Below are 19,894 nucleotides of genomic sequence, written 5' to 3'. Positions count from 1 at the left end.
TCATGAAAAATTTCATACACGTATTGCTGCTTTTCCCACTACTGGTAATCGCACAAACACCTGCGACAAATTACGTAAAGACGGCAACTTATAGTGCACCAACAACATTAAGTAGTCCCAACTTGGCACAGACGGTGGTGACCTATATGGATGGTTTAGGACGTGCATTACAAACAGTTAGATCTAAAAGCGGTAGTAATGATGAGGATTTGATTACACCTATCCAATATGATGCATACAATAGGCAGATAAGGGAATATTTACCCTATGCAACGCCAAGTTCAGGAAGCATTTTAGCACCATATTATCCAAACGCGCTAATTGACACATCTATCGATGGTATAGCTAATTTCTATAATACCGTAAAATATGAAAATACGTTAAATCCTTATACAGAAAGTTACTTGGAAATGAGTCCTCTTTCGAGGATTTTAATGCAATCTCCCCCAGGTAATGATTGGAAATTACCAAATGCTAATTTTGCTGATTTTACTCAAAATTTAACAGTAGCAAACTTATTTGGAACAGGTGGTAGTTTTGTAGCGACTAAGAGAATACGAATATTAAATAACACCCTGCATTTAGATCTTTTATCAGAAGAATTTTTATCCAATCCTGTTGCATTATCCAGTGCAGGTATAAATTTAAATAATTCTTCCTTACCTGATATGTTTGTCGGCGCGATAACTGACTATTATGGAGAATTTACAGGATATGAAGCAAAGATTCAGGGTGGGAATTTATATTTCTTTCCAACCACGACAGGCATTTATCCAACTGTAAAAAGTTTTAATACTAGGCTGTCAGTTAATCTTGGATATGCTATTCAGGATGGCCATACAATTAAATATGATTACCAAACTAACACTGCAGGTGAAGTAAGGCGTTTTATAGTTAACTTTTTAAATGACCCCGTTACAAGTTTAGTTGATACGGAACGGACAACATTAACTACTAACGGTTATTACGCTTCAAAACAACTATACAAGACAATTACCAAAGACGAAAACTGGGTGCCTACCGATGGTAAAAATAAAACCACCGAAGAATTTAAAGACAAACAAGGGAGGGTGGTTTTAAAACGAACTTACAACAATGGCGCTAAACATGATACCTATTATTTGTATGATAGATTCTCTAACCTTACCTATGTAGTCCCGCCATTGGCATCCGATGCTATCGTAACAGCAAATTATACTACCGCGAGCACGGGAATAAATTATGCATGGGTATCAATGTCCAGGGTTACCCAGCAACTTGCAGACAATTATAATCATGAATTGCAGGACTATGATAACAGTGAAATACTTAATGTAGACCTGTCAAGCCAATACGGCGGACAAGGGGGCTTTACATTATCAGCCGATACTGATGGCATTGTAACACTTAATGTAAATATTACTACGGCTTCTGCCATGCCGTACCGTACAGGTATTATCACCAGCCTTTCTACGTTGGGCACCTTTGCAGACAAGGAAATTGGACACATTAAAGGCACTGCTTATGAATACTATTTTTTAATCCGCAACAATAACCTTGAGGTAACAGGAAGTGGCGACGTACCATCACTTAATGCCATATTTACGGGTAGTACGGCGCTTTCCTATAGTAAAAATTACCCATGGACAAAAATGGCTAAAGGAGACCCTGCTGTGTTAGCAGCTTACGACAATACTATTGCAGGTCTTGATAATGAGGATATACTTACTACATACACCCCTAATAGCTACGGTGCTTCAGGTGGTGTTTCCATTGGGGTAGATGAATACGACACGGTAACCGTTTCACTAAACATTAATACTTCAACAGTCCTTGAACTTAAAAATGGTTCAGTATTCCCATTGGATATAGAAAGGGCCATTGCCGACCGTGACCTTGGCACCGCGCAGGGTTATACCTTCAGAATACAAAATAATAACCTCTATATAAGCGGTAACGGCCCTTTAACTAATATCACCCTTGTAGCCACAAAATCGACAGTAGCCTCATACGATATTGTTGAAGAAGCAGTAAGTGGACTTTGTTACATTTATCATTATGACAAACGCAACCGTTTGGTAGAAAAGCACATACCTGGTAACGGATGGACATATCTAGTTTACGACAGGCTTGACAGGGTGACTATGACCCAGGATGAAAATCAGCGTGTTCCAAATGTTAATGACTGGCTTTTTACAAAATATGATGTATATGGAAGGGTAATTTATACAGGTAATTTTTTAAATTCTAAAAATGAAACCCGTAAAACGTTGCAAACCATATTTAATAATACATATTCCGGAAATGCACTGAATGAAATAAGAACAATCACCCCTTTTCAAAATAGCGACACAGATATTTACTACCAGGGAACAGCAGTTTATCCCATAAATACTAATGAATATCAGGTATATGCAATTAATTATTATGACAATTATAATAATATAAATTTAAGTGCCTCGGATGTATTAAGTACGCCTGTGCCTAATCAAAATTATTACGGTAGGATGATTACCAATAAACCTATAGGACTTCTAACCGTAACCCGGACCAAAATTCTTGGCACTAGCAATTGGGTCACATCAGCTACAGCATATGATAATAAGGCAAGACCAATATGGATATATACCAATGATACATATCTCGGTACTAGGAACAAGGTAGATAGTGACCTTACCTTTACAGGCAAACCCATAACAGTTCGTACAATGCATAACAGGGCGGCATCCGGTTCTATACCGGCAACCTCAGCTACATATATCGACTCGTATACTTACGATAATTCTTTAAGGCCATTAAAAATTACCCGACAGATTGGTGGTGTGCAAAGGCTTCAGTCCTGGAACAAATATGATGAATTGGGTAAGTTGTTACAAAAGAAAGTAGGCGGCGTTGCAGGGACAAGCTATGATGCTACACCAGGGCTTCAAACAGTTGACCATTCATATAATGTTCGCGGTTGGTTAAAAGGTATTAATAATGCCGATGAGAACCTTACCGGTTATAACGACCTTTTTGCTTTTAAGATAAACTATAATCTAAAAGACCTACCCCAGTCTACATCGCTTTACAACGGCAATATAAACGAGACCCACTGGAGGAGTATTACTGATAATGTTATAAGGAGCTACAGTTATAATTATGACGCGCTCAACCGTCTTACCGATGCCGATTACATGGGGGACTATAAACTGGACAGTGGCCAGGCAGAAAATTACAAGGAAGGTCTAATAAGCTATGATAAGAACGGAAATATAAAACACTTGGAGCGTTGGGGCTTAAAAAATAACAATGTAGTAGACAAGATAGATGTGCTTACCTATGAATATGCGCAGTTTACTAACAAACTCGAAGGGGTAAGCGATACTGCTGGTGATGCAGGATTTATAAACAATGGTACAGGTACTAATGCTGATTATATTTACGATGATAACGGTAACATGACCAGCGACCAAAATAAAAATATTGTAAAGATAACTTACAACCACCTTAACCTTCCCGATACCATTGTATTTACTGGTGCTAACAGGTTTATAACGTATTTATATGATGCAGCCGGAGGTAAGGTAGAGAAAAAGGTTAATGATGGAAGCAATATTACAATAACACAATATGACGGCGAGATTATTTACGATAAAACAAGCACCACCGCCACGATTCAATCTATCATGAACCCGGAAGGGTATGCCAAAAGGAATACGGACGGAACTTATTCGTATATTTACCAATACAAAGACCATTTGGGCAATGTAAGGCTAAGCTACAGCGACACTGATAATAATGGTATTATAAACGACAGCCAGACCTTTAAGGATGGTTTTGAAAGCCAAAGCGGGTGGGATGGTGACGTACCCATGTTGGCTGACATCGCGCAGCAGCATACCGGCAGCAGATCGGGTAAGTTTATAAATACTAATACCGACGGCACTGAGAAATATCAGTTTATGGATGTATGGGTGCCTATAAATAATACCAGCACTACAAATTACACTTTGAGCTACTGGGTTAAGAGCAATGGCCCAAGTGCAGAGGCCTTTTTATATACAAAAGATGCTGCAGGTAATGTAAATGTACCTTATGTAAATGGTCCGTCAGATCAAGTTACCACAGTGGGTAGTTGGGTACAAAAAACAAAGAGTATTAGTGTACCTGTAACGGCCAGGTACATCAGGTTGAGGCTGGATAATAATGGGCAGGCGAATAACAATAACAGTACTAACAATACCGTTTGGTTTGATGATATACAGCTAAAAAGGGCAGCAGGTAATAGCGAGATCATAGAAGAGAACAACTACTACGCTTTTGGGATGCAGCATAAGGGTTATAACAATGTTGTCAGTACAAATGGTAACCCGCAGGCGCAGAAGTATAAGTACAACGGCAAGGAACTGCAAGACGAGCTGGGGCTTAACATGTACGACTATGGCGCAAGGAATTATGACCCTGCATTAGGTAGATGGTTTAATATTGACCCGAAAGCTGAAACATCAAGACGATGGTCGCCTTATACTTATTGTTACGATAATCCGTTAAGGTTCACAGACCCTGATGGAATGCAAGCTGACGATTGGGTTAAAAAAGGTAAAAGTTTAGTTTATGATGAAGCAGTTACATCAAATCAACAAGCAGTTGATAAATATGGCAGTGGCGCGCAAGTTGTAAATGATGATTCTACAATCACCCCTGTAAACGGATATTCATATGGCTATACGCTAAAAGGAGACGGTACTGTAATAAACTCTGCGGATAATAGTAAAGTTAATCTGTCTAATGGTGGTTTTACTACTCCTGGAGGATATGAAATATCTACTGCTGAAGATGGTTTGGATATTGGTAATGTTTCGGATGCCGTTGGTTTAGGAATGGCGGTACAGGAAGTTGGACTTACGACAGCACAGAAAACAGCAGATGCCGCAGCAGAAGTGGCTGGTGAAGTTAGTAGTTTTAGCAACTCAGCTAATAAATTATTAAAGGCTACGAAAGGTTTAGGAGCTGTGGCTGGTGTAGTAAGTGCAGGAGTAGCAATCTATGATTTGACACAAAATCCTTCTTCTCCTGGAGCTTGGGCAAAGGCCATAGTAAATACTACTTTGGCAGTGGGGGGGTTTAATCCTGTTGTTGGAATTGTTACAGGGATTCTGGATGCGACAGGTGTAACGGATAAGATATATCAGGGAATTGATAAGGGAATGCAAAATTGGAATTATTAAACACAAAAAAAATGAAATACATTATATACAGTTTGTATAAATATTATGATAAAGGTTCAAATAAAGAAATAGCATACGAAAAAACAATTCTAGTAATTTTACTGTTTGTTTTAATGAATATATTTACTATCTTAATTTTATTAAATTCACTTTATCTCCTTGATAGTTTAAAAGATAAAAGTAGGGTTGTAAAGTATATTATTTTTGCAGTATTATATTTTGCACCTGGCTACTATATATTAAGCAAAATAATGCCAAAGGCCGAAATACAAGACGAAACGTTAGTTAAAAATTATAAGTCAACTCATGGATTAATTATGATTGCTTACATGGTTTTGTCAGTATTATTTTTAGTAATTGCAATAATAAAAAAGATGTAATAATGCATATCTGTAAAAATGTAAATTTCGTATGTCATTAATTTTTTGCTTAACATAAAAACCATTCTGTTAAGAGTGGTTTTTATGTTTTTTTAGAACCCACCAAATACCTGCTGCAAGCATTACAATTAAAGCCACCAGCCCCTTTAAAACCGCACCAATTAACCCTAGGTCATTACTTAGTGATACTGGTGCGTTACGCTTGTGGTGGTTCTCTATGCCAGTCATAAATTTGCTGGCCACTATGTCGTATTTGAGTTTAGTTGATGGTAGGTTATCCGTAGGGAAACCGTTTAAATTTGGTAAGTCGTTGTTCATAGGTATAGGCTAAGTGCCAGGTATAAAGATAGTAAACGGCAATATATAAAACAACAATCTCCCCCGTTTCCGGGGGAGATCGTTGTTTATAGTTAAGCCCTACTAACCGATTCTAAGATATGGTTAAAGAACCCGTTAAATTCCTCTACAGTCTTATGGTCAAACGCTGTTAGCATAGTCCTTATATCAGATTCCTTGCCTTGGTATCGTTCATGGTTTATCATGGTGCGCAGCTTGTTTTTTATAGTTTCAATTGGTAAAAGTTCAGGGTTATGTTGTTCCGTGGCCTTTACACTGGTCTTAACCCCATGCTCCAGTACTATCCTGTTCATGACCTCGATTACTACAGTCTTATCTTTTTCCTCACATACCAGCGCATCATAAACATACAAAACCTGTAAGCCTTTAGCTTTGAGGTTTACAATTACATCATTCATTATATTAACCTCTGTCTCAAACATCCTTCTAGAAGTAACCTTATAACCATTGGCCTTTTTATCCCTCTCAATGTGCTTTAACATTGTCGGCTCATGCTCTGAATAGTATTTGTATAGCGGTGATATTTTCATCCCTGACCATCTTTTATTAAAGAATGCCAGATGCTCTACCTTAACTATTTTCTCATCAATAGCGGCCTTTTTAGCCACCTTCTGGTGCGTGATATAACTTTCCTTGCCTCCATATAGTTTAATGGCTATATTAGGGTGTAATGCGGTGTAATCGCATTCGGCCAGCCTCATACCATCAATGGTTATCTGTTCACGAATCCAAGTGGGCATTAGGGTAAAACTATCTACAACACGGCCACCGCTGGCAGCATCACCAGCACTTGGTATCATAAACCCACGGCCTGTAAGGAACTCAAACAGATTAATGTTATCCTCCACAAAGCTTCGATTCTGCCAGTCGCTCCAATAGTGGTTCTTATGCTTGTTACGCATGGTAAGCAGCTTACCCTTCTTAGTTGTGCGGCCTTCCTTAACTAACGTTTTACCGATGGCCAGCAGTTCTACCGAAGTAGGCAGTTCTATCTTTGCGTACATCCTTACCAAGTTGGCACAAATAGGGTTTGTCATGGCATTGGCCAGCTGTTGGTAAAAGAGCCTGTTCCTTCTGGCAATGATACTAGTATCCTTAATAAGGTATTCTGTAAGGCCAACATTAAGGTACTGGTCTGTATAGCGGTACTTTTTAGATTGTACCCCCACCTCATAAGAATCGCCCATCTCTATAAAAGCACCTTTATTAGTGCCTGTTTTAAGCAGCTCTATAATCTTTATATATATAAAGGTGTTGCTGTTGCCTTTAGTCTGTTCATGCAGTATGGCAGAGCTTAAAGCCTTCCAAGGGTCTTCTGTGTAGTAGGTACTGGCAAGGTTTGAAAGCACCAGCAAGCACTTTTCAATAGCTATATCCGTGTTGGGGTCTATCTCTTTAAGCAACGCCTTGGGTACGTATTTAGAGAGGTTATAATGGGCTTTCTTTGGAATCAGTAGGGAGTTGACATTAGGGAATACCATTGCCAATTCAGAGAGCTTGTAATCGTTTTGGAGGATGTTTATATCCTCCGTATCGCCAGATAAGGCGATGTAATCATTTTCAGTAGACATTTTGTTTATGCTTCTATTCACCCACCAGTTGTATAATCTGGTGCTTATTTTCTCGCTTCGTTTGTTTTTACTTGGTAGAAGCAGCTGGGGTAATCACTTCCCAGCAACCAAGAATTTTACAGAGTTTATTCTCATACGTTTATTATACTAAAAGATGCCAAAACAGTAAAGGTTATAGCTAAACTATATTTTAGTTAGCGCAAATCAAGCATAGGTATATTATAGGGTATCTCTGGTAACACCTTATTTTACTGGCACTTTCACTCTATATAGTGCTATACTATTAAGTAACATATATGAGAGATAGTAGTAGATAGAAAGAGATAGAAAGAAGTAGAGATAATAGGAAAGGATAGTTAATAACTTATAGTAATACTGATACTAACTGTGTATAATTAGTTAGCGCAGTATTACCATAAGTATACGCTACAGATAATAATACTATACCACATAATAGGGTACTCGACCGTATTCTTATACGTCCCTTAACCCTTAACATTAGCACGTAACATCCAATTAAAACCCTTCATGCCAGTGTTTAAACGGATATATTTGGTTTTATAAGGGTTAGGAATGCCATAAATACGGATAGCTTCGTCCCCTCCCTCCCTGCCAGCCCTATTTATGCTCAAATTGCGCTGACCGTATCTCGCCTCTCCATAGGGAAATTCAACAATCACCATGTGGCATTCGGATAGGCCAATAAAAATTCTAAAATTTTTTTTTGATTTTTTTTTGAAATAGTGCGATTCGATAAGTGCTGGCTACTATTTATCAATAAACAGAAGTATGAAAATAATGATGACCTTAGAGCAATTAAAGATGGTGCTAACCACCGAAAAGCCGAAATATCCTATTACCGTTGTGATGAAGGGAATTGATAAAGAGGAACTTAAGGACGTGGTCAAGATGCTAAAAAAGAAGGGTTAATCAATTGGTAATGACAAACCTTTTAATAAATCAGTAATTTCTACTTCTAATGCTTTAGCTATCCTTAGAAGTAGATTTATTGTTATACCCTGTTTGTTTAAAAGTATACGCCTTATAGTACCTTCCGTGCAATTAGAGGCGCGAGCAAATTCAGATTTATTATCCCCGAATTTTTTTAGGAACAGTTTATATATCCTTTTGGATAGTTCCAGTTCTATTTCCTCTAATGTATTAGGCATAGGACAAAGAAATCACACCGACTATAGAAGTTGCAAGGATTTTTTACGTCTTAAAAGACGAATTTTATATATTTGCCGAATAATATAAATCATTAACCAATGAAAAGACACTTATTTTATTCGGCTGCAATGGCCTTAACTCTATTGTTAACCGCCTGTTCAGGAGATGACAATAACCCTACAGTTGACAGCGTTACAGACCCTGACACCAACAATCCCAACCCCACACCAACGTATGCACTTGGAAATACTGGCCCAGGGGGAGGTATAATTTTTTACTTGGGTACAGATGGCCACGGTTATGAAGTCGGTGCCAGTTTAGGTTTAGCGAAATGGGATGATGCTGCAAACCTTGATAATGTAGAAAATGTTACTGGCCTTGGTACGGAAATGGGAACTGGCCAAGCCAATACAGACCTTATTGTTGCCGCCATAGGAGATGGAACTTACGCAGCTAAAATGTGTGCCGACTATGAGCAGGGTGGCAAAGATGACTGGTTTTTGCCAAGTAAGGTAGAACTACAGACCATCTATAATTACTTCCGTAATTGTGGTTGTATGGGTTTAAGCCCATCAAATAACTACTGGGCATCTTCACAAGGCGACCATTATACAAGGGCTTGGAATACTGATTTCTCTGTTAATTCTGCAACTACAGAGGTAAATAACTGGACTTTTGAAGTGCAAAAAGACCAAACCCTATACGTTAGGCCAATCCGTAAATTTTAATTTGTATGGAAAATAATGTAAAACTCTCGTTCGGTCTGAAGTTACTTTTCATTTTTGGTATATTATGTATTGGCATGGGAATAGCTAAACTCGTTAAGACATTTACTCCCAATGAAACATTAGGCTGCAAAGAAATCCAGTCGTGGAAAAGCGAAGCGGATATTATAAAATCCCTCCAAGGCACTTGGGAAATGGACCATGACGAATATTATGGCAAACGCAGGTTCCAGTTTTCGGGGAGGTCAGGAAAGAGCTGGATAATGCGCAAAGGGTCTAACCGATGGGAAGATGATGGAGTAATTAACTTTGAGTACTATAAGACATACGAGCATAATACCCAAAGAAACTATGGCACGGAATATTATATATCCTACGATGCGGAATTAGGTTCCATATCATTTGAGGCAGATTGTATAATCGGCCTCGGCACAACCGCTGGGGGCGTTGAACACGGCATGACAATGCACAAAATAGACTGACACAAAAAAAGAGCCGGAAACGGCTCTTTTTTATTACCCTATACATAGAACCTCACATCAAAACAGCAGCCAGAACCCAGCAAACCAGGAAAACCAGGATTTTCCTTGTTTACTCAAAACCAGGGTATTACATTTGAACTTTCACTTTTAGTAATAAGTGAAACGTTAGAAAAAGCGTAAGTTATACAATATCAACAGCTTACCAAAAACAGAGAATTAACCCCTTTCACAAACGGTAAAAACCATACAAAAGTGAAAGTAAAAACAAGAAATATGGCACTTAAAGGACAGAAGACAACAAGCGATTTTTTAGAGTGGAGCAAGATGCAATCACTGGTGTTAAAACTGGAGCGGGATGGTGATTTAAAGTTTGCGCTGCTTAGCTACTGGGAGCTACATCGGGCTTAGGATTTCTGACCTGTTGCAATTAAGGTGGGAACAACTGCTTAATCAGGATTATTTTACCATAGTTGAGAAAAAAACCAAGAAGACCCGCAAGGTTACTATAAACGGTGAACTACAGGTTATACTTAACCGCCTGTACAAGGCACTGGGTGCAGGTGAAACAGATTTTATGTTTGTAAACCGCTTTGGGGAGAGGCCATTTAGTATACAGTATGTAAATGCCAAGCTAAAAGAGATTTTTACCAAATACAGCATACGCGGCCAATACAGTAGTCACTTCATGCGCAAGACCTTGGGGCGCAGGGTTTGGGAAATGAACAAGTATAGCGACCAAGCCCTATTACTGCTATCCCAACTCTTTAATCATACCTCGGTAAGCACCACCAAAATATACTTAGGCATAAGGGAGCAAGAAATTAGTAACCTATATTTAAGTGTTTAGCGTTAAAGTTATGTTAAATATAGGCAAATATAATACTATATTTACTAAAGTGTCTGGCAGTCAAATGTTTAGAGTGTTACAAGCTTTTTATCAAATATTTACATCCCAAAACTATTGTTTTTTGTGTGTAGCTTTGCAATAAGAATTTCAATAAAGTAATTGCTATAAAGCAGTTTGTACCCGCCCCTATACCCATGAGGGCGGCGTTAGTAAGGGAATAAGGTCTGGGTAACTTTATTTCCTGCTACATAAAATAGTCAAAATCTCTCTCTCAAAATCTCTCCATTTTTTAATTCGGCTAACCACCGAAGCAGGATAACTATTGCCAATTTTTAACCCATTAACACCCATGCTTATGAAAAATTTAGACCAGCTATTCCAGTCTTTTGAGACAGGTATTAGAAGCGCAAAAGCGGATAAGCCCAAAGAATACCTAAAAAGTATTGGGCTGGATTATACAACGTTGCGGATAGGTTTTAATAGTGGCCAGTTCCATCATAGAAAAACGCAGGAACTCAGAGACAATTACGAAGCCTTGGGGTTGCTGACAAAAAGCGATGTGGGTGTGCGGGAAAAGGACATGGTGGCCTATACAGTATTCGGCCGGTACGGCCTCATATTTCCTTTGATGGACAAGACAGGCCAGATAGTGAACTATTACGCCTTACGGTTTGATATGGCTACCAAGCGGGAGGATTACCTAAATAATATCGGTTTGTACCCCAATTATCCGCATAACAGTACCAAGCGGCTGTTTATCACGCCTACCCTGATGGATTCGGCCAGCCTGTTACAGAGCAAAGCCCTTGACCAACGGGAAGCGGTACTGGCATTACACAATGGCAAATTATTGCCCCAGCATCTGGAGGCCATAGAGACCCTGAACGATTTAGAGGAAATCATAATCATTAAATATTAAATTATGGAAGAGATACAACTACAGTTACAGCAGGTAAACCCCAATATCACCATCAACACGGTACAGTTGGAAGATGGCCACAACCTGAATAGCCTATGGCTGGCCTATGGTACAGAAGGTGTTGCAGAACTCATTAACAATTATGAGCGCAAAACCAGCAAGGCTAATGAGCTTGAAATCATCAACGAGCATAAGATAAAATTCATTGGTAAGACAGCAGAATATTTTGTAATAGGCCATTTGCCGAATGATATGGGTACTATGAAGGTATCGCTCCAGATAATAGATAACCAGACCGAGAGAAAGCACAGGGTGAAAATCGACTTATTTGATTCACTGAACATTAGTAACCAGTGCAGGGAGTTATCAGATAAATACAACTTTGATATTAACCTGATGGAATTAGACCTGATACATTTGGCAGACCTTCTGGAGCAATATAGGGAAAGCCTTTTTGAAGCCGATACCAACCCTCTGACCGACCGATATTCAGAAAAGGAACTCACACCTAAAGCAGCAGAGAAAGCGGTGGAATTCCTTTCTAATCCAAACCTGTTACAAAACATTGATAAGCTTCTGGAACAGTCGGGAATTATTGGGGAAGAGGCTAACAGGATAAGCATATATGTAATGGCCTCCAGCTATAAAATGGATAATACATTGCACGGTATGATACAGGGAACAAGCGGGGGCGGTAAAAGCCATATCATTAATGGCATTACCGAGTGCATGCCACAGGAGGACGTTAAAGACTGGACACGTGTAACCCCGAAAGCCCTATATAACCATGGTGAAAAAGACCTTACGGATAAACTTATTATTATTCAGGATTTTGATGGGCTGGATGGAGATGCCCAATTTGCTTTTAGGGAGATACAGAGCAATAAAAAACTGGGCAGCTCTACTGTTGTTAAGGACAGGCAAGGAAATATTAAGACGAAGGACAAAGTTGTACTTGCCAATTTTGCAAGCCTCGTAGCAACCACTAAAGCAGAGGTATATCTTGACAATGCCAGCCGTTCGGTTTTGCTGGGTATTGATGAAAGCATTGAGCAAACCCAGCGCATCATCCAAAGACAGAACAAAAGACGGGCGGGTCTTATCCATAGTGATACCGAGCAGGAAGCTAAACAACTGCTTAGGAACTGCATGCGTGTATTAAAGAAATACCCTGTTATTAATCCTTATGCAGATAAGATAAACCTGCCATTGGATGCTAAAATGTTACGTAGGCTTAACGAACAGTTCAACGACTTTATTGGCCAGATAACCTTGCTGCACCAGTTCCGGCGAAAAGCCGATCCGCAAGGACGGCTTATCGCCACTACAGAAGATATACGGGCAGCAACAGAGATATTTTTTAACGCTATCGTCCTGAAAGTAGACGAACTGGATGCAAGTTCCCGCCAGTTCTTTGAACGGCTGAAAGCTTATGTAAAGGCACAGGCCACAGGTACAACCTATAAGTTTACCCAAAGGGAAATAAGGCAGGAAACCAAGCTGGCAAAAACCACCGTGTTTAAATACATGCAGTTGTTGCAGGAATTGGAGTACATCCAAGCGGTAGAAGGTTCGGTTAACAAGGGTTTTAAATATGTAATATCCTATTGGGATAATATGGAGAAGTTGAAAGCAAGGATTAAACAAGACCTGAACAAGCAACTGGAAACATTGTAAACCACTAAAAAGAACACGCCAGCACCAGTAAAATAAAGGCATACAACGTCAGCGTTCGCAATTTTCTGGAAATAGCATAAGAGAAAAATAAAAATGAAGCAAGAACTACAGACACCAGCCTACCAGAACCTTTACACCGCCTATGATAGCTTTATTAAGGTAAGGAGCTTAAAAGGCAGGATGTACCAAAGGAACGTAAATGTGTTTTTAATCTGGTTAGAGCGGTACGGCATTACCGACATAAAACAGGTAACTACTAAAATAATGCTGGTGTACTATCAACATCTTATAGAACGGCCAAACCTTACAAGGGGCGGTACTTTGGCCGATAACACCATCAAAGGGCATCTGTTATCTATTGCGATGTTTGTGGAAAACCTGCTGACGACTGGTATAATGGTGAAAGCGTTTGATATACCAAGGCATGGCAACCAAGACCAGAAGCCACGGGATTACCTTACGATAGAGGAAATAAAACTGGTATACCAACACACCGAAAACCCATTGGAAAAGGCAATACTATCTGTTGGTTATGGATGTGGTTTAAGGCGTTCCGAGATGGAAAACCTCAATGTGAGTGATGTACAGCTTTCCAGCGGTATCCTAATTGTAAGGAGCGGTAAAGGGGATAAAAGGCGGCAAGTACCCATGAGCGATACAGTACTGGCAGATGTAAAACACTATGTAACGGAATACCGATACCAGAGGCTTGCAGACAGGCAGCACCAAAAAGCTTTCTTTATCAATAAGAAGGGCAACCGTATGAGCGGGGAAACAGTTGGCAAGGAATTAAAGAAAATCCTTATCAGGACAAACAGCCCTACTATTTTGGATAAGGAAATAACCCTGCACAGTTTACGGCACAGCATAGCCAACCACCTGATGGAAAACAGTGCAGGCATAGACTTTATTAAAGACTTTCTGGGGCATTCTTTTATCAATACCTCCTATATCTATGCCATTAAGAACAAGAAACGGTTTAAGCCCATCTAAACAATTTAAAACACAAGCAATGAAAATAATTACCCTCACAGAATACCTTAAACAGCATCACACAACCCAAACAGCCGCTGCCTATAATTACACTATTACCCACTTCTTAAAATTACACCCCAAAGCAAAGCGTTACAAATACCAGCAATTGGTAAACTACTTTGCCGAGGTCAATCAACAATACCAGAACATCCAGACCCGAATAAAAATCCTATCCGCTATCAAGCGTTACTATAGTTATCTGGTTTTTACCGAGCAAAGGGAAGACCACCCCTGCAAGACCCTGACCATGAAAAAAGGGAGCAGCCAAGCGATACAATTACAGGATTTATTTAGCAGCAGCGAACTGGAGCAGCTTACCCAACGGGAGAACCGATATAAACTTTTGGAATCACGCAATAAAATCCTGTTAGGTTTGCTTATCTACCAGGGGCTTACCAGTGATGAGATAATACGGCTGGATGTGGATAATATAGACTTGGACATTGGTACAATAGACATTAAAGGTTCTAAGAAGTTAAACAGGAGAACCCTCACTTTACAGGGTAACCAGATACAGCCCCTTTATCGCTACATTAATGAAACACGGCCAGCAATGCAGATGGTTAAAACGGATAAACTTATCCTTAATAAGCTTGGTAAACCTATTACAGTTGACGGGATTAGTGCAATGATTGAGCCATTGAATGTTTTATTCCCTGATAGGCCGTTACACCCCAGAAGCATACGCATGAGTGTTATCTCCAACTGGTTAAACGAAAAGAAACTCCCTTTGGAGCATGTGCAGGAACTGGCTGGCCATAAGTGGCCAAGCACCACCGAGAAGTATATCAAGATGGATACTTTAAAGCAAAGGGAACTAATTAATAAGTTTTTTCCGCTTTAAAAATACAATTTCAGGATTATAATGTTAAAATCTCTGTGAACGCCCGCTACCATTGGCGTAACTTTTGGACAGTTTCGTAAAAATATTTCTTAATTGCTATTTCCGAGATTTAATATAAAAGGGACAAAAAAACTTTTCCATTATTTGTCCCTATACAAACCCTTGCTACGACTGGAAACTTGTATTTTCAGGCCATCTCTAAAAATAGTAATTGTTTGATTTATAGCTTATCCATTTTTTAGAGTTCAAAAAACCATGTCTTATTTTAAATCTGGTGACTTATTTACTTTGGTACCGTTGATTTAAATAATATAGATATGAGCGATTTTCAATGTATACTAATTTTTATAGCTTTTTTTATAGCTATGCTTATAATGTTTCCAAATAGGGGAACTATAGCTACCAAAAACATAGTTTCGATTATGAGAGCTATGCCATTAAGTAAGTTGTTTGAATCGGTAAAATATTTACGGAATAAAAAGCCTTAGTAATATGATGTTAGGTATATTTGGGGTACGTTCTTACAGGTAAAAGCAGGTTTACAAAGGCTTATAAGTATAAGTACAACGGCAAGGAGCTGCAAGACGAGCTGGGGCTTAATATGTACGACTATGGGGCAAGGAATTATGACCCTGCACTGGGCAGATGGATGAATATTGACCCAAAAGCAGAGCAAAGCAGAAGATGGACACCATACAATTATGCATACAATAATCCAGTATATTTTGTAGACCCCGATGGAATGCAGGCTACCGATTGGGTCAAAATGGTTGACGGGGAACAGAAACAAGTTTATAATCCAAAAGCAAACGGCGGAAAAGGAGCATATACAAAATATGCATCTGCGGAAGATAAAAAAATGGGTGATGGATTACGTAATTCTGGAGAAACTGGAGCTGCACAGTTCAATAAACTCGTAAAATCTGACACGAAAATTACTGTACTATTTGGTGGTAGTAATAATTCTGAAGAATTCGGTAATACATTAGGATTCACTGATTTTGAGCCTTCAGATTATTCAGAAAAGTCTGATGGAAGTGCTGTTTTAACAAAAGCTGCTATAAGTATTTATACTGATGGTATTGGCGAATTTGTCGGCAATGTTATGAGCGGTAAAGAAAAAATAGATGGCTACAGTGCAAGACAAAAAGATAGTCTGAAAACTATTAAAGATAATAATATGTCAGCTTTTAGCGTTGCAATAGCAATTTTTGGGCATGAAATTGAACATGCTGCTGACCCCGCTAATCAAAAGATAAGAGGAAATGAAAATCGAGGTACACCACTCAAAGGTTTAGACTCCGAGGTGATGCCTCGCAAAGTTGAAAACACGATACTACATGATTTAGCAAATTAACATATTATGAATAGATTATTATTATTTTTAGTGTTACTAATTTCTCCGCTCAATTTGCTTGCCCAGAATTCGCAAGAGCTAACTTTTGGGAAACTTCAAAGCGATTTGGCAGAGTATCTTTTCCAAAAAAAAGAAATGAATGCCAATCAAATCGAAAAGCATGAAAAAGGTATTGGGACTGTTTTGGTAAATGGTATTCATAACAATATTTATGAAGGTAAGGTTATTAACGGTATTTATGCTTTCTCATTGACAGGAACGATGTCAAAAAGTTACTTCCTGATAGTTGATGAAAAACGATATATAATTTTGGATATTACCACTCGTGAGGGGCTCGATAAAAGTATATCTCTTATATTAGATTTCTGCGATAAATATAAATATTGTGAAACTATTACTACAGATTATGTCGGCAGGTTAGTTAGAGTATATTATAACTTAAATAAATGGCCAGGTCAACGTACAGATTTAAACTGTGAAGAAGGAAGAGGTGTAACTGATATACAAGGTCTTCCGTAATTGATTGATATTAAGTACACACCCAAATATTTTAAACCATCCATAAAAGGGTGGTTTAATTTTATTGAATAACACCGTTTAGAATCTATTGAAAGCGTTTTAAAGCTTATTTTTCCTTGTAATATTTGTTTTATGGTTAAAAACATACCATATACCTCCTATAAGCATTACAACTAAGGCCACCAATCCCTGTAATACCGCACCAATTAACCCAAGGTCATTACTTAGCGATATGGGTGCGTTGCGCTTGTGGTGGTTCTCTATACCAGCCATAAACCTGCTAGCCACTATATCATATTTCAGTTGAGTGCTAGGTGCGTTGTCGGTAGGAAAACTGCTAAGGTTTGGTAAGTTATTGCTCATAGGTTTAGGCTAAATGCCATGTATAAAGATAGTAAACAGCATTATATAAAACAACGATCTCCCCGGTTCGGGGAGATCATTGTTAATACTTAAGCCTCGCTAAACGATTCTAAGACATGGTTATAGAACCTGTTAATCTCTTCTATAGTCTTATGGTCATTCGCTTTAAGTTGTAGCATTATAGAAGACTGCTGCGCTTAGTATCGTTTGCCAGTTATCACACACGTAATCTCTTTTTTATCGTTTCAATTAGTTAAACTTGGGTTTTCAAGCTCATCATCCTCGGTAGTTGGTATAATAGGTTTACCTATCACTTTAACCATTACCATAATAATGTAAGCATTTATTATCTGGTCAATCCAAATGGGCAGAATGATATTTATTTAGTATCTGACCCTTTCGAATTATTTGAGAAAGAATATATAATGAAAAAATATCGTGGTTCATTTAATGAGCGCATAATGAGTTTAAGTAGCGTGGAACAAATTAATTAAGATAGATTATTTGATGTTTTATAAAGAACTAATTTAGTTATATGTCGCCATTCTCAGTTATCACCTTAAAGTATGACACTTGGCATTAAAAGCATAATATTTAATTAAACTGATAAGATTTTAGGATGAAAAGAAATCTCTTTATTAATAAAGAGATTTCTTTATTTTGTCTCAAAATTTTGTAATATTGCCCGGTAGCAAAAACCTAAACTTATGACTAAAAAATATAGTAAAAAGCTGCCTTCCTTTAACTTACAGGAAATGCTTATTGTACTTGCGATTATAGGTATACTTTTACTAATAGCATTGCCTAACCTGATGCCTCTAATTACTAAAGCCAAAAGCGTAGAGGCACAAACACAGCTTAAGGCAATATTCAATGCTGAAAAACAGTACTACTTTATGTACTCTAAATACAGTGCGGATTTTAATGAAATTGAGTTTGATGCGCCAAAAACAATTAAAGACAACGGAACAGCAAATTATGCCTACGAAGTAATCGAAACATCTGATAACAGTTTTAAAGCAAGGGCTACTGCTATTAAGGATTTTAATGGAGATGGCGTATTCAACGTGTGGGAGATTGACCAGGATGGTAATCCCAAACAGGTAACTAATGATTAATGTTGGGCTTAAACTAAGCCTTATTGTTGTGCTACTGTTTATCTTTTGGCAAGACACTAAAGAAAGGCTTGTGCTTTGGTTTCTCTACCCCTTGGTAGGCATTGTGGCTTACACGTTACATGCAAAGACCATTGGTGTGCTCCCATCTATTGTCAACACGGGCCTGAATTTAGCATTTGTCCTAATCATCTTTTCCTTTAGTTACTTATACATAGTGGTAATTAAGAGAAGGAAGTACCTGAATGAAAGTATAGGTGCCGGTGACCTGCTTTTTTTTGTGTTCCTGCCCTTTGCTTTTGCAACTGTAGCGTTTACCTTATTATTTGTCTTTTCCCTGCTCTTCTCGCTATTGTTACATATGATTTTCAAGAATAGGCAAGTTGATAAAACCGTTCCTTTAGCCGGTTATATGGCTTTGTTTTTTGCAGCAGTTTACTGTATATCTTTTTTTACTGAACCCAAGTATTTGTTCTCGTATTAGCTATGAATGTAAATTTTAATTTACCTACCGAATTACAGCAACTGGTTAATGCCCAGCAGGCATACCATTACCGTATAGTTCCGATAGCGAAAGCAGGTGATACTATTACATTTAAAACAGATAATGAGAATTTAGCGGGATTAAGGTCGGAGTTACTAATACTATTAAACCTTGCCGTAGAATTAGCGGAGGATACTACTGAAAACATTAACCGCTACCTTTCTACCAATTATAGAAAATCTTCAAGTAACCGGGTTTCAGAAATTCATTACTCTAATGACTTTCTGGAGAAAATTTTGTTAAGCGCTAAAGAAACCGGAAGCAGTGATATCCATTTTGAGCACTATGAAATGAAAGCCCGCGTTCGCTTTCGATTAGACGGTAAGCTCAAGGAACAGTTTCATTTAAGTTTGGAAGAATACCCTGTTATAGTCAACAAGATAAAGATTCGGGCACAACTTGATATATCAGAAAAGCGCCTGCCCCAGGATGGCAGGATTACAGTTACAACCGAATATGAAGATTTTGATGTAAGGGTATCGGTACTGCCAACCTTATATGGAGAAAAAATAGTATTACGGATACTGAGTAAAGATACCAGCCATATTGAACTGGAGTCGGTGGGTTTTTCTGATGAGGAACTCAAAATATATTTGGAGAGCATTAGGAAACCCAACGGGATTGTTTTGGTATCAGGACCAACGGGTTCCGGTAAGACAACAACATTATATGCCACTTTAAAAAAGTTAAACCAGGACGATACCAATATCCTTACGGTAGAAGATCCTATTGAATATACCCTTGAGGGGATCAATCAGGTACAACTTAAAGAAAACATAGGACTTGATTTTGCAGCCACG

The 19,894-nt window shown here is 38.4% G+C and carries 17 protein-coding genes; 13 read left to right on the top strand and 4 right to left on the bottom strand.

The window, feature by feature from the left end:
- The first annotated feature begins 2 nt into the window (after positions 1 to 2).
- Together FMM05_RS21110 and FMM05_RS20185 are read left to right on the top strand one after the other, a co-directional pair.
- Positions 3 to 5,189, top strand: a complete 5,187-nt coding sequence (locus tag FMM05_RS21110) for a DUF6443 domain-containing protein (protein WP_221932291.1) — start codon at positions 3 to 5, stop codon at positions 5,187 to 5,189.
- An 11-nt stretch (positions 5,190 to 5,200) separates the two neighbouring features.
- Positions 5,201 to 5,569 carry a hypothetical protein gene (locus FMM05_RS20185; protein WP_143375235.1) on the top strand — a complete coding sequence of 123 codons (369 nt, stop codon included), beginning with the start codon at positions 5,201 to 5,203 and terminating at the stop codon, positions 5,567 to 5,569.
- Between the two features lie 69 nt (positions 5,570 to 5,638).
- On the opposite strand, the gene FMM05_RS20180 is transcribed toward FMM05_RS20185, so the two are convergent.
- From FMM05_RS20180 to FMM05_RS20170, 3 genes are all read right to left on the bottom strand, one after another.
- The gene (locus FMM05_RS20180; protein WP_143375234.1) at positions 5,639 to 5,887 is read right to left on the bottom strand and encodes a hypothetical protein; all 249 of its coding nucleotides are present in this window, start codon (positions 5,885 to 5,887) and stop codon (positions 5,639 to 5,641) included.
- A gap of 92 nt (positions 5,888 to 5,979) precedes the next feature.
- Positions 5,980 to 7,497 carry a hypothetical protein gene (locus FMM05_RS20175; protein WP_143375233.1) on the bottom strand — a complete coding sequence of 506 codons (1,518 nt, stop codon included), beginning with the start codon at positions 7,495 to 7,497 and terminating at the stop codon, positions 5,980 to 5,982.
- 926 nt (positions 7,498 to 8,423) lie between these two features.
- Positions 8,424 to 8,666, bottom strand: coding sequence for a helix-turn-helix domain-containing protein (locus tag FMM05_RS20170; protein ID WP_143375232.1), 243 nt, complete (start codon positions 8,664 to 8,666; stop codon positions 8,424 to 8,426).
- Positions 8,667 to 8,765: 99 nt separating this feature from the next.
- On the opposite strand from FMM05_RS20170, the gene FMM05_RS20165 reads away from it, so the two are divergent.
- The 9 genes from FMM05_RS20165 to FMM05_RS20125 all read left to right on the top strand — a co-directional run bounded on the left by FMM05_RS20165 (position 8,766) and on the right by FMM05_RS20125 (position 17,072).
- Entirely contained in the window at positions 8,766 to 9,395 is a 630-nt protein-coding gene (locus tag FMM05_RS20165; RefSeq protein WP_143375231.1) for a DUF1566 domain-containing protein, read from the top strand.
- A gap of 5 nt (positions 9,396 to 9,400) precedes the next feature.
- The gene (locus FMM05_RS20160; protein ID WP_143375230.1) at positions 9,401 to 9,874 is read left to right on the top strand and encodes a hypothetical protein; all 474 of its coding nucleotides are present in this window, start codon (positions 9,401 to 9,403) and stop codon (positions 9,872 to 9,874) included.
- A gap of 370 nt (positions 9,875 to 10,244) precedes the next feature.
- On the top strand, positions 10,245 to 10,721 hold the full coding sequence (locus tag FMM05_RS20155; RefSeq protein WP_235894438.1) for a tyrosine-type recombinase/integrase: 477 nt from the start codon (positions 10,245 to 10,247) through the stop codon (positions 10,719 to 10,721).
- A 355-nt stretch (positions 10,722 to 11,076) separates the two neighbouring features.
- Positions 11,077 to 11,640 (top strand): hypothetical protein, encoded by a 564-nt coding sequence (locus tag FMM05_RS20150; RefSeq protein WP_143375229.1) that lies wholly within the window; start codon positions 11,077 to 11,079, stop codon positions 11,638 to 11,640.
- A gap of 3 nt (positions 11,641 to 11,643) precedes the next feature.
- Positions 11,644 to 13,317: a hypothetical protein gene (locus FMM05_RS20145; protein ID WP_143375228.1), complete on the top strand. Its 1,674-nt coding sequence runs from the start codon at positions 11,644 to 11,646 to the stop codon at positions 13,315 to 13,317.
- Between the two features lie 93 nt (positions 13,318 to 13,410).
- Positions 13,411 to 14,310, top strand: a complete 900-nt coding sequence (locus tag FMM05_RS20140; RefSeq protein ID WP_143375227.1) for a tyrosine-type recombinase/integrase — start codon at positions 13,411 to 13,413, stop codon at positions 14,308 to 14,310.
- 19 nt (positions 14,311 to 14,329) lie between these two features.
- On the top strand, positions 14,330 to 15,196 hold the full coding sequence (locus tag FMM05_RS20135; protein WP_143375226.1) for a tyrosine-type recombinase/integrase: 867 nt from the start codon (positions 14,330 to 14,332) through the stop codon (positions 15,194 to 15,196).
- Positions 15,197 to 15,704: 508 nt separating this feature from the next.
- Positions 15,705 to 16,553, top strand: a complete 849-nt coding sequence (locus FMM05_RS20130; RefSeq protein ID WP_143375225.1) for an RHS repeat domain-containing protein — start codon at positions 15,705 to 15,707, stop codon at positions 16,551 to 16,553.
- A 6-nt stretch (positions 16,554 to 16,559) separates the two neighbouring features.
- Positions 16,560 to 17,072, top strand: a complete 513-nt coding sequence (locus tag FMM05_RS20125) for a hypothetical protein (protein ID WP_143375224.1) — start codon at positions 16,560 to 16,562, stop codon at positions 17,070 to 17,072.
- A gap of 99 nt (positions 17,073 to 17,171) precedes the next feature.
- Here the strand turns inward: FMM05_RS20125 and FMM05_RS20120 are convergent, their stop codons facing one another.
- Positions 17,172 to 17,435 carry a hypothetical protein gene (locus FMM05_RS20120; RefSeq protein WP_143375223.1) on the bottom strand — a complete coding sequence of 88 codons (264 nt, stop codon included), beginning with the start codon at positions 17,433 to 17,435 and terminating at the stop codon, positions 17,172 to 17,174.
- Between the two features lie 707 nt (positions 17,436 to 18,142).
- Between FMM05_RS20120 and FMM05_RS20115 the strand changes: the two genes are divergently transcribed.
- A complete protein-coding gene (locus FMM05_RS20115) occupies positions 18,143 to 18,553 on the top strand; it encodes a prepilin-type N-terminal cleavage/methylation domain-containing protein (protein ID WP_143375222.1) in 411 nt (136 codons plus the stop codon).
- Positions 18,554 to 19,036: 483 nt separating this feature from the next.
- Positions 19,037 to 19,894 (top strand): GspE/PulE family protein (locus tag FMM05_RS20110; protein ID WP_185965641.1); only part of this gene is annotated, 858 nt, incomplete at its 3' end.

The organism is Flavobacterium zepuense, from assembly GCF_007097145.1.
Lineage (GTDB): Bacteria > Bacteroidota > Bacteroidia > Flavobacteriales > Flavobacteriaceae > Flavobacterium > Flavobacterium zepuense.
This window is presented reverse-complemented; position numbering and strand designations above follow the sequence as displayed.

Bases quoted from the DNA above. Each gene is read 5' to 3' on its own strand.
- FMM05_RS21110 (WP_221932291.1), top strand. From the start codon at position 3: ATGAAAAATTTCATACACGTATTGCTGCTTTTCCCACTACTGGTAATC.
- FMM05_RS20185 (WP_143375235.1), top strand. From the start codon at position 5,201: ATGAAATACATTATATACAGTTTGTATAAATATTATGATAAAGGTTCA.
- FMM05_RS20180 (WP_143375234.1), bottom strand. From the start codon at position 5,887: ATGAACAACGACTTACCAAATTTAAACGGTTTCCCTACGGATAACCTA.
- FMM05_RS20175 (WP_143375233.1), bottom strand. From the start codon at position 7,497: ATGTCTACTGAAAATGATTACATCGCCTTATCTGGCGATACGGAGGAT.
- FMM05_RS20170 (WP_143375232.1), bottom strand. From the start codon at position 8,666: ATGCCTAATACATTAGAGGAAATAGAACTGGAACTATCCAAAAGGATA.
- FMM05_RS20165 (WP_143375231.1), top strand. From the start codon at position 8,766: ATGAAAAGACACTTATTTTATTCGGCTGCAATGGCCTTAACTCTATTG.
- FMM05_RS20160 (WP_143375230.1), top strand. From the start codon at position 9,401: ATGGAAAATAATGTAAAACTCTCGTTCGGTCTGAAGTTACTTTTCATT.
- FMM05_RS20150 (WP_143375229.1), top strand. From the start codon at position 11,077: ATGAAAAATTTAGACCAGCTATTCCAGTCTTTTGAGACAGGTATTAGA.
- FMM05_RS20145 (WP_143375228.1), top strand. From the start codon at position 11,644: ATGGAAGAGATACAACTACAGTTACAGCAGGTAAACCCCAATATCACC.
- FMM05_RS20140 (WP_143375227.1), top strand. From the start codon at position 13,411: ATGAAGCAAGAACTACAGACACCAGCCTACCAGAACCTTTACACCGCC.
- FMM05_RS20135 (WP_143375226.1), top strand. From the start codon at position 14,330: ATGAAAATAATTACCCTCACAGAATACCTTAAACAGCATCACACAACC.
- FMM05_RS20125 (WP_143375224.1), top strand. From the start codon at position 16,560: ATGAATAGATTATTATTATTTTTAGTGTTACTAATTTCTCCGCTCAAT.
- FMM05_RS20120 (WP_143375223.1), bottom strand. From the start codon at position 17,435: ATGAGCAATAACTTACCAAACCTTAGCAGTTTTCCTACCGACAACGCA.
- FMM05_RS20115 (WP_143375222.1), top strand. From the start codon at position 18,143: ATGACTAAAAAATATAGTAAAAAGCTGCCTTCCTTTAACTTACAGGAA.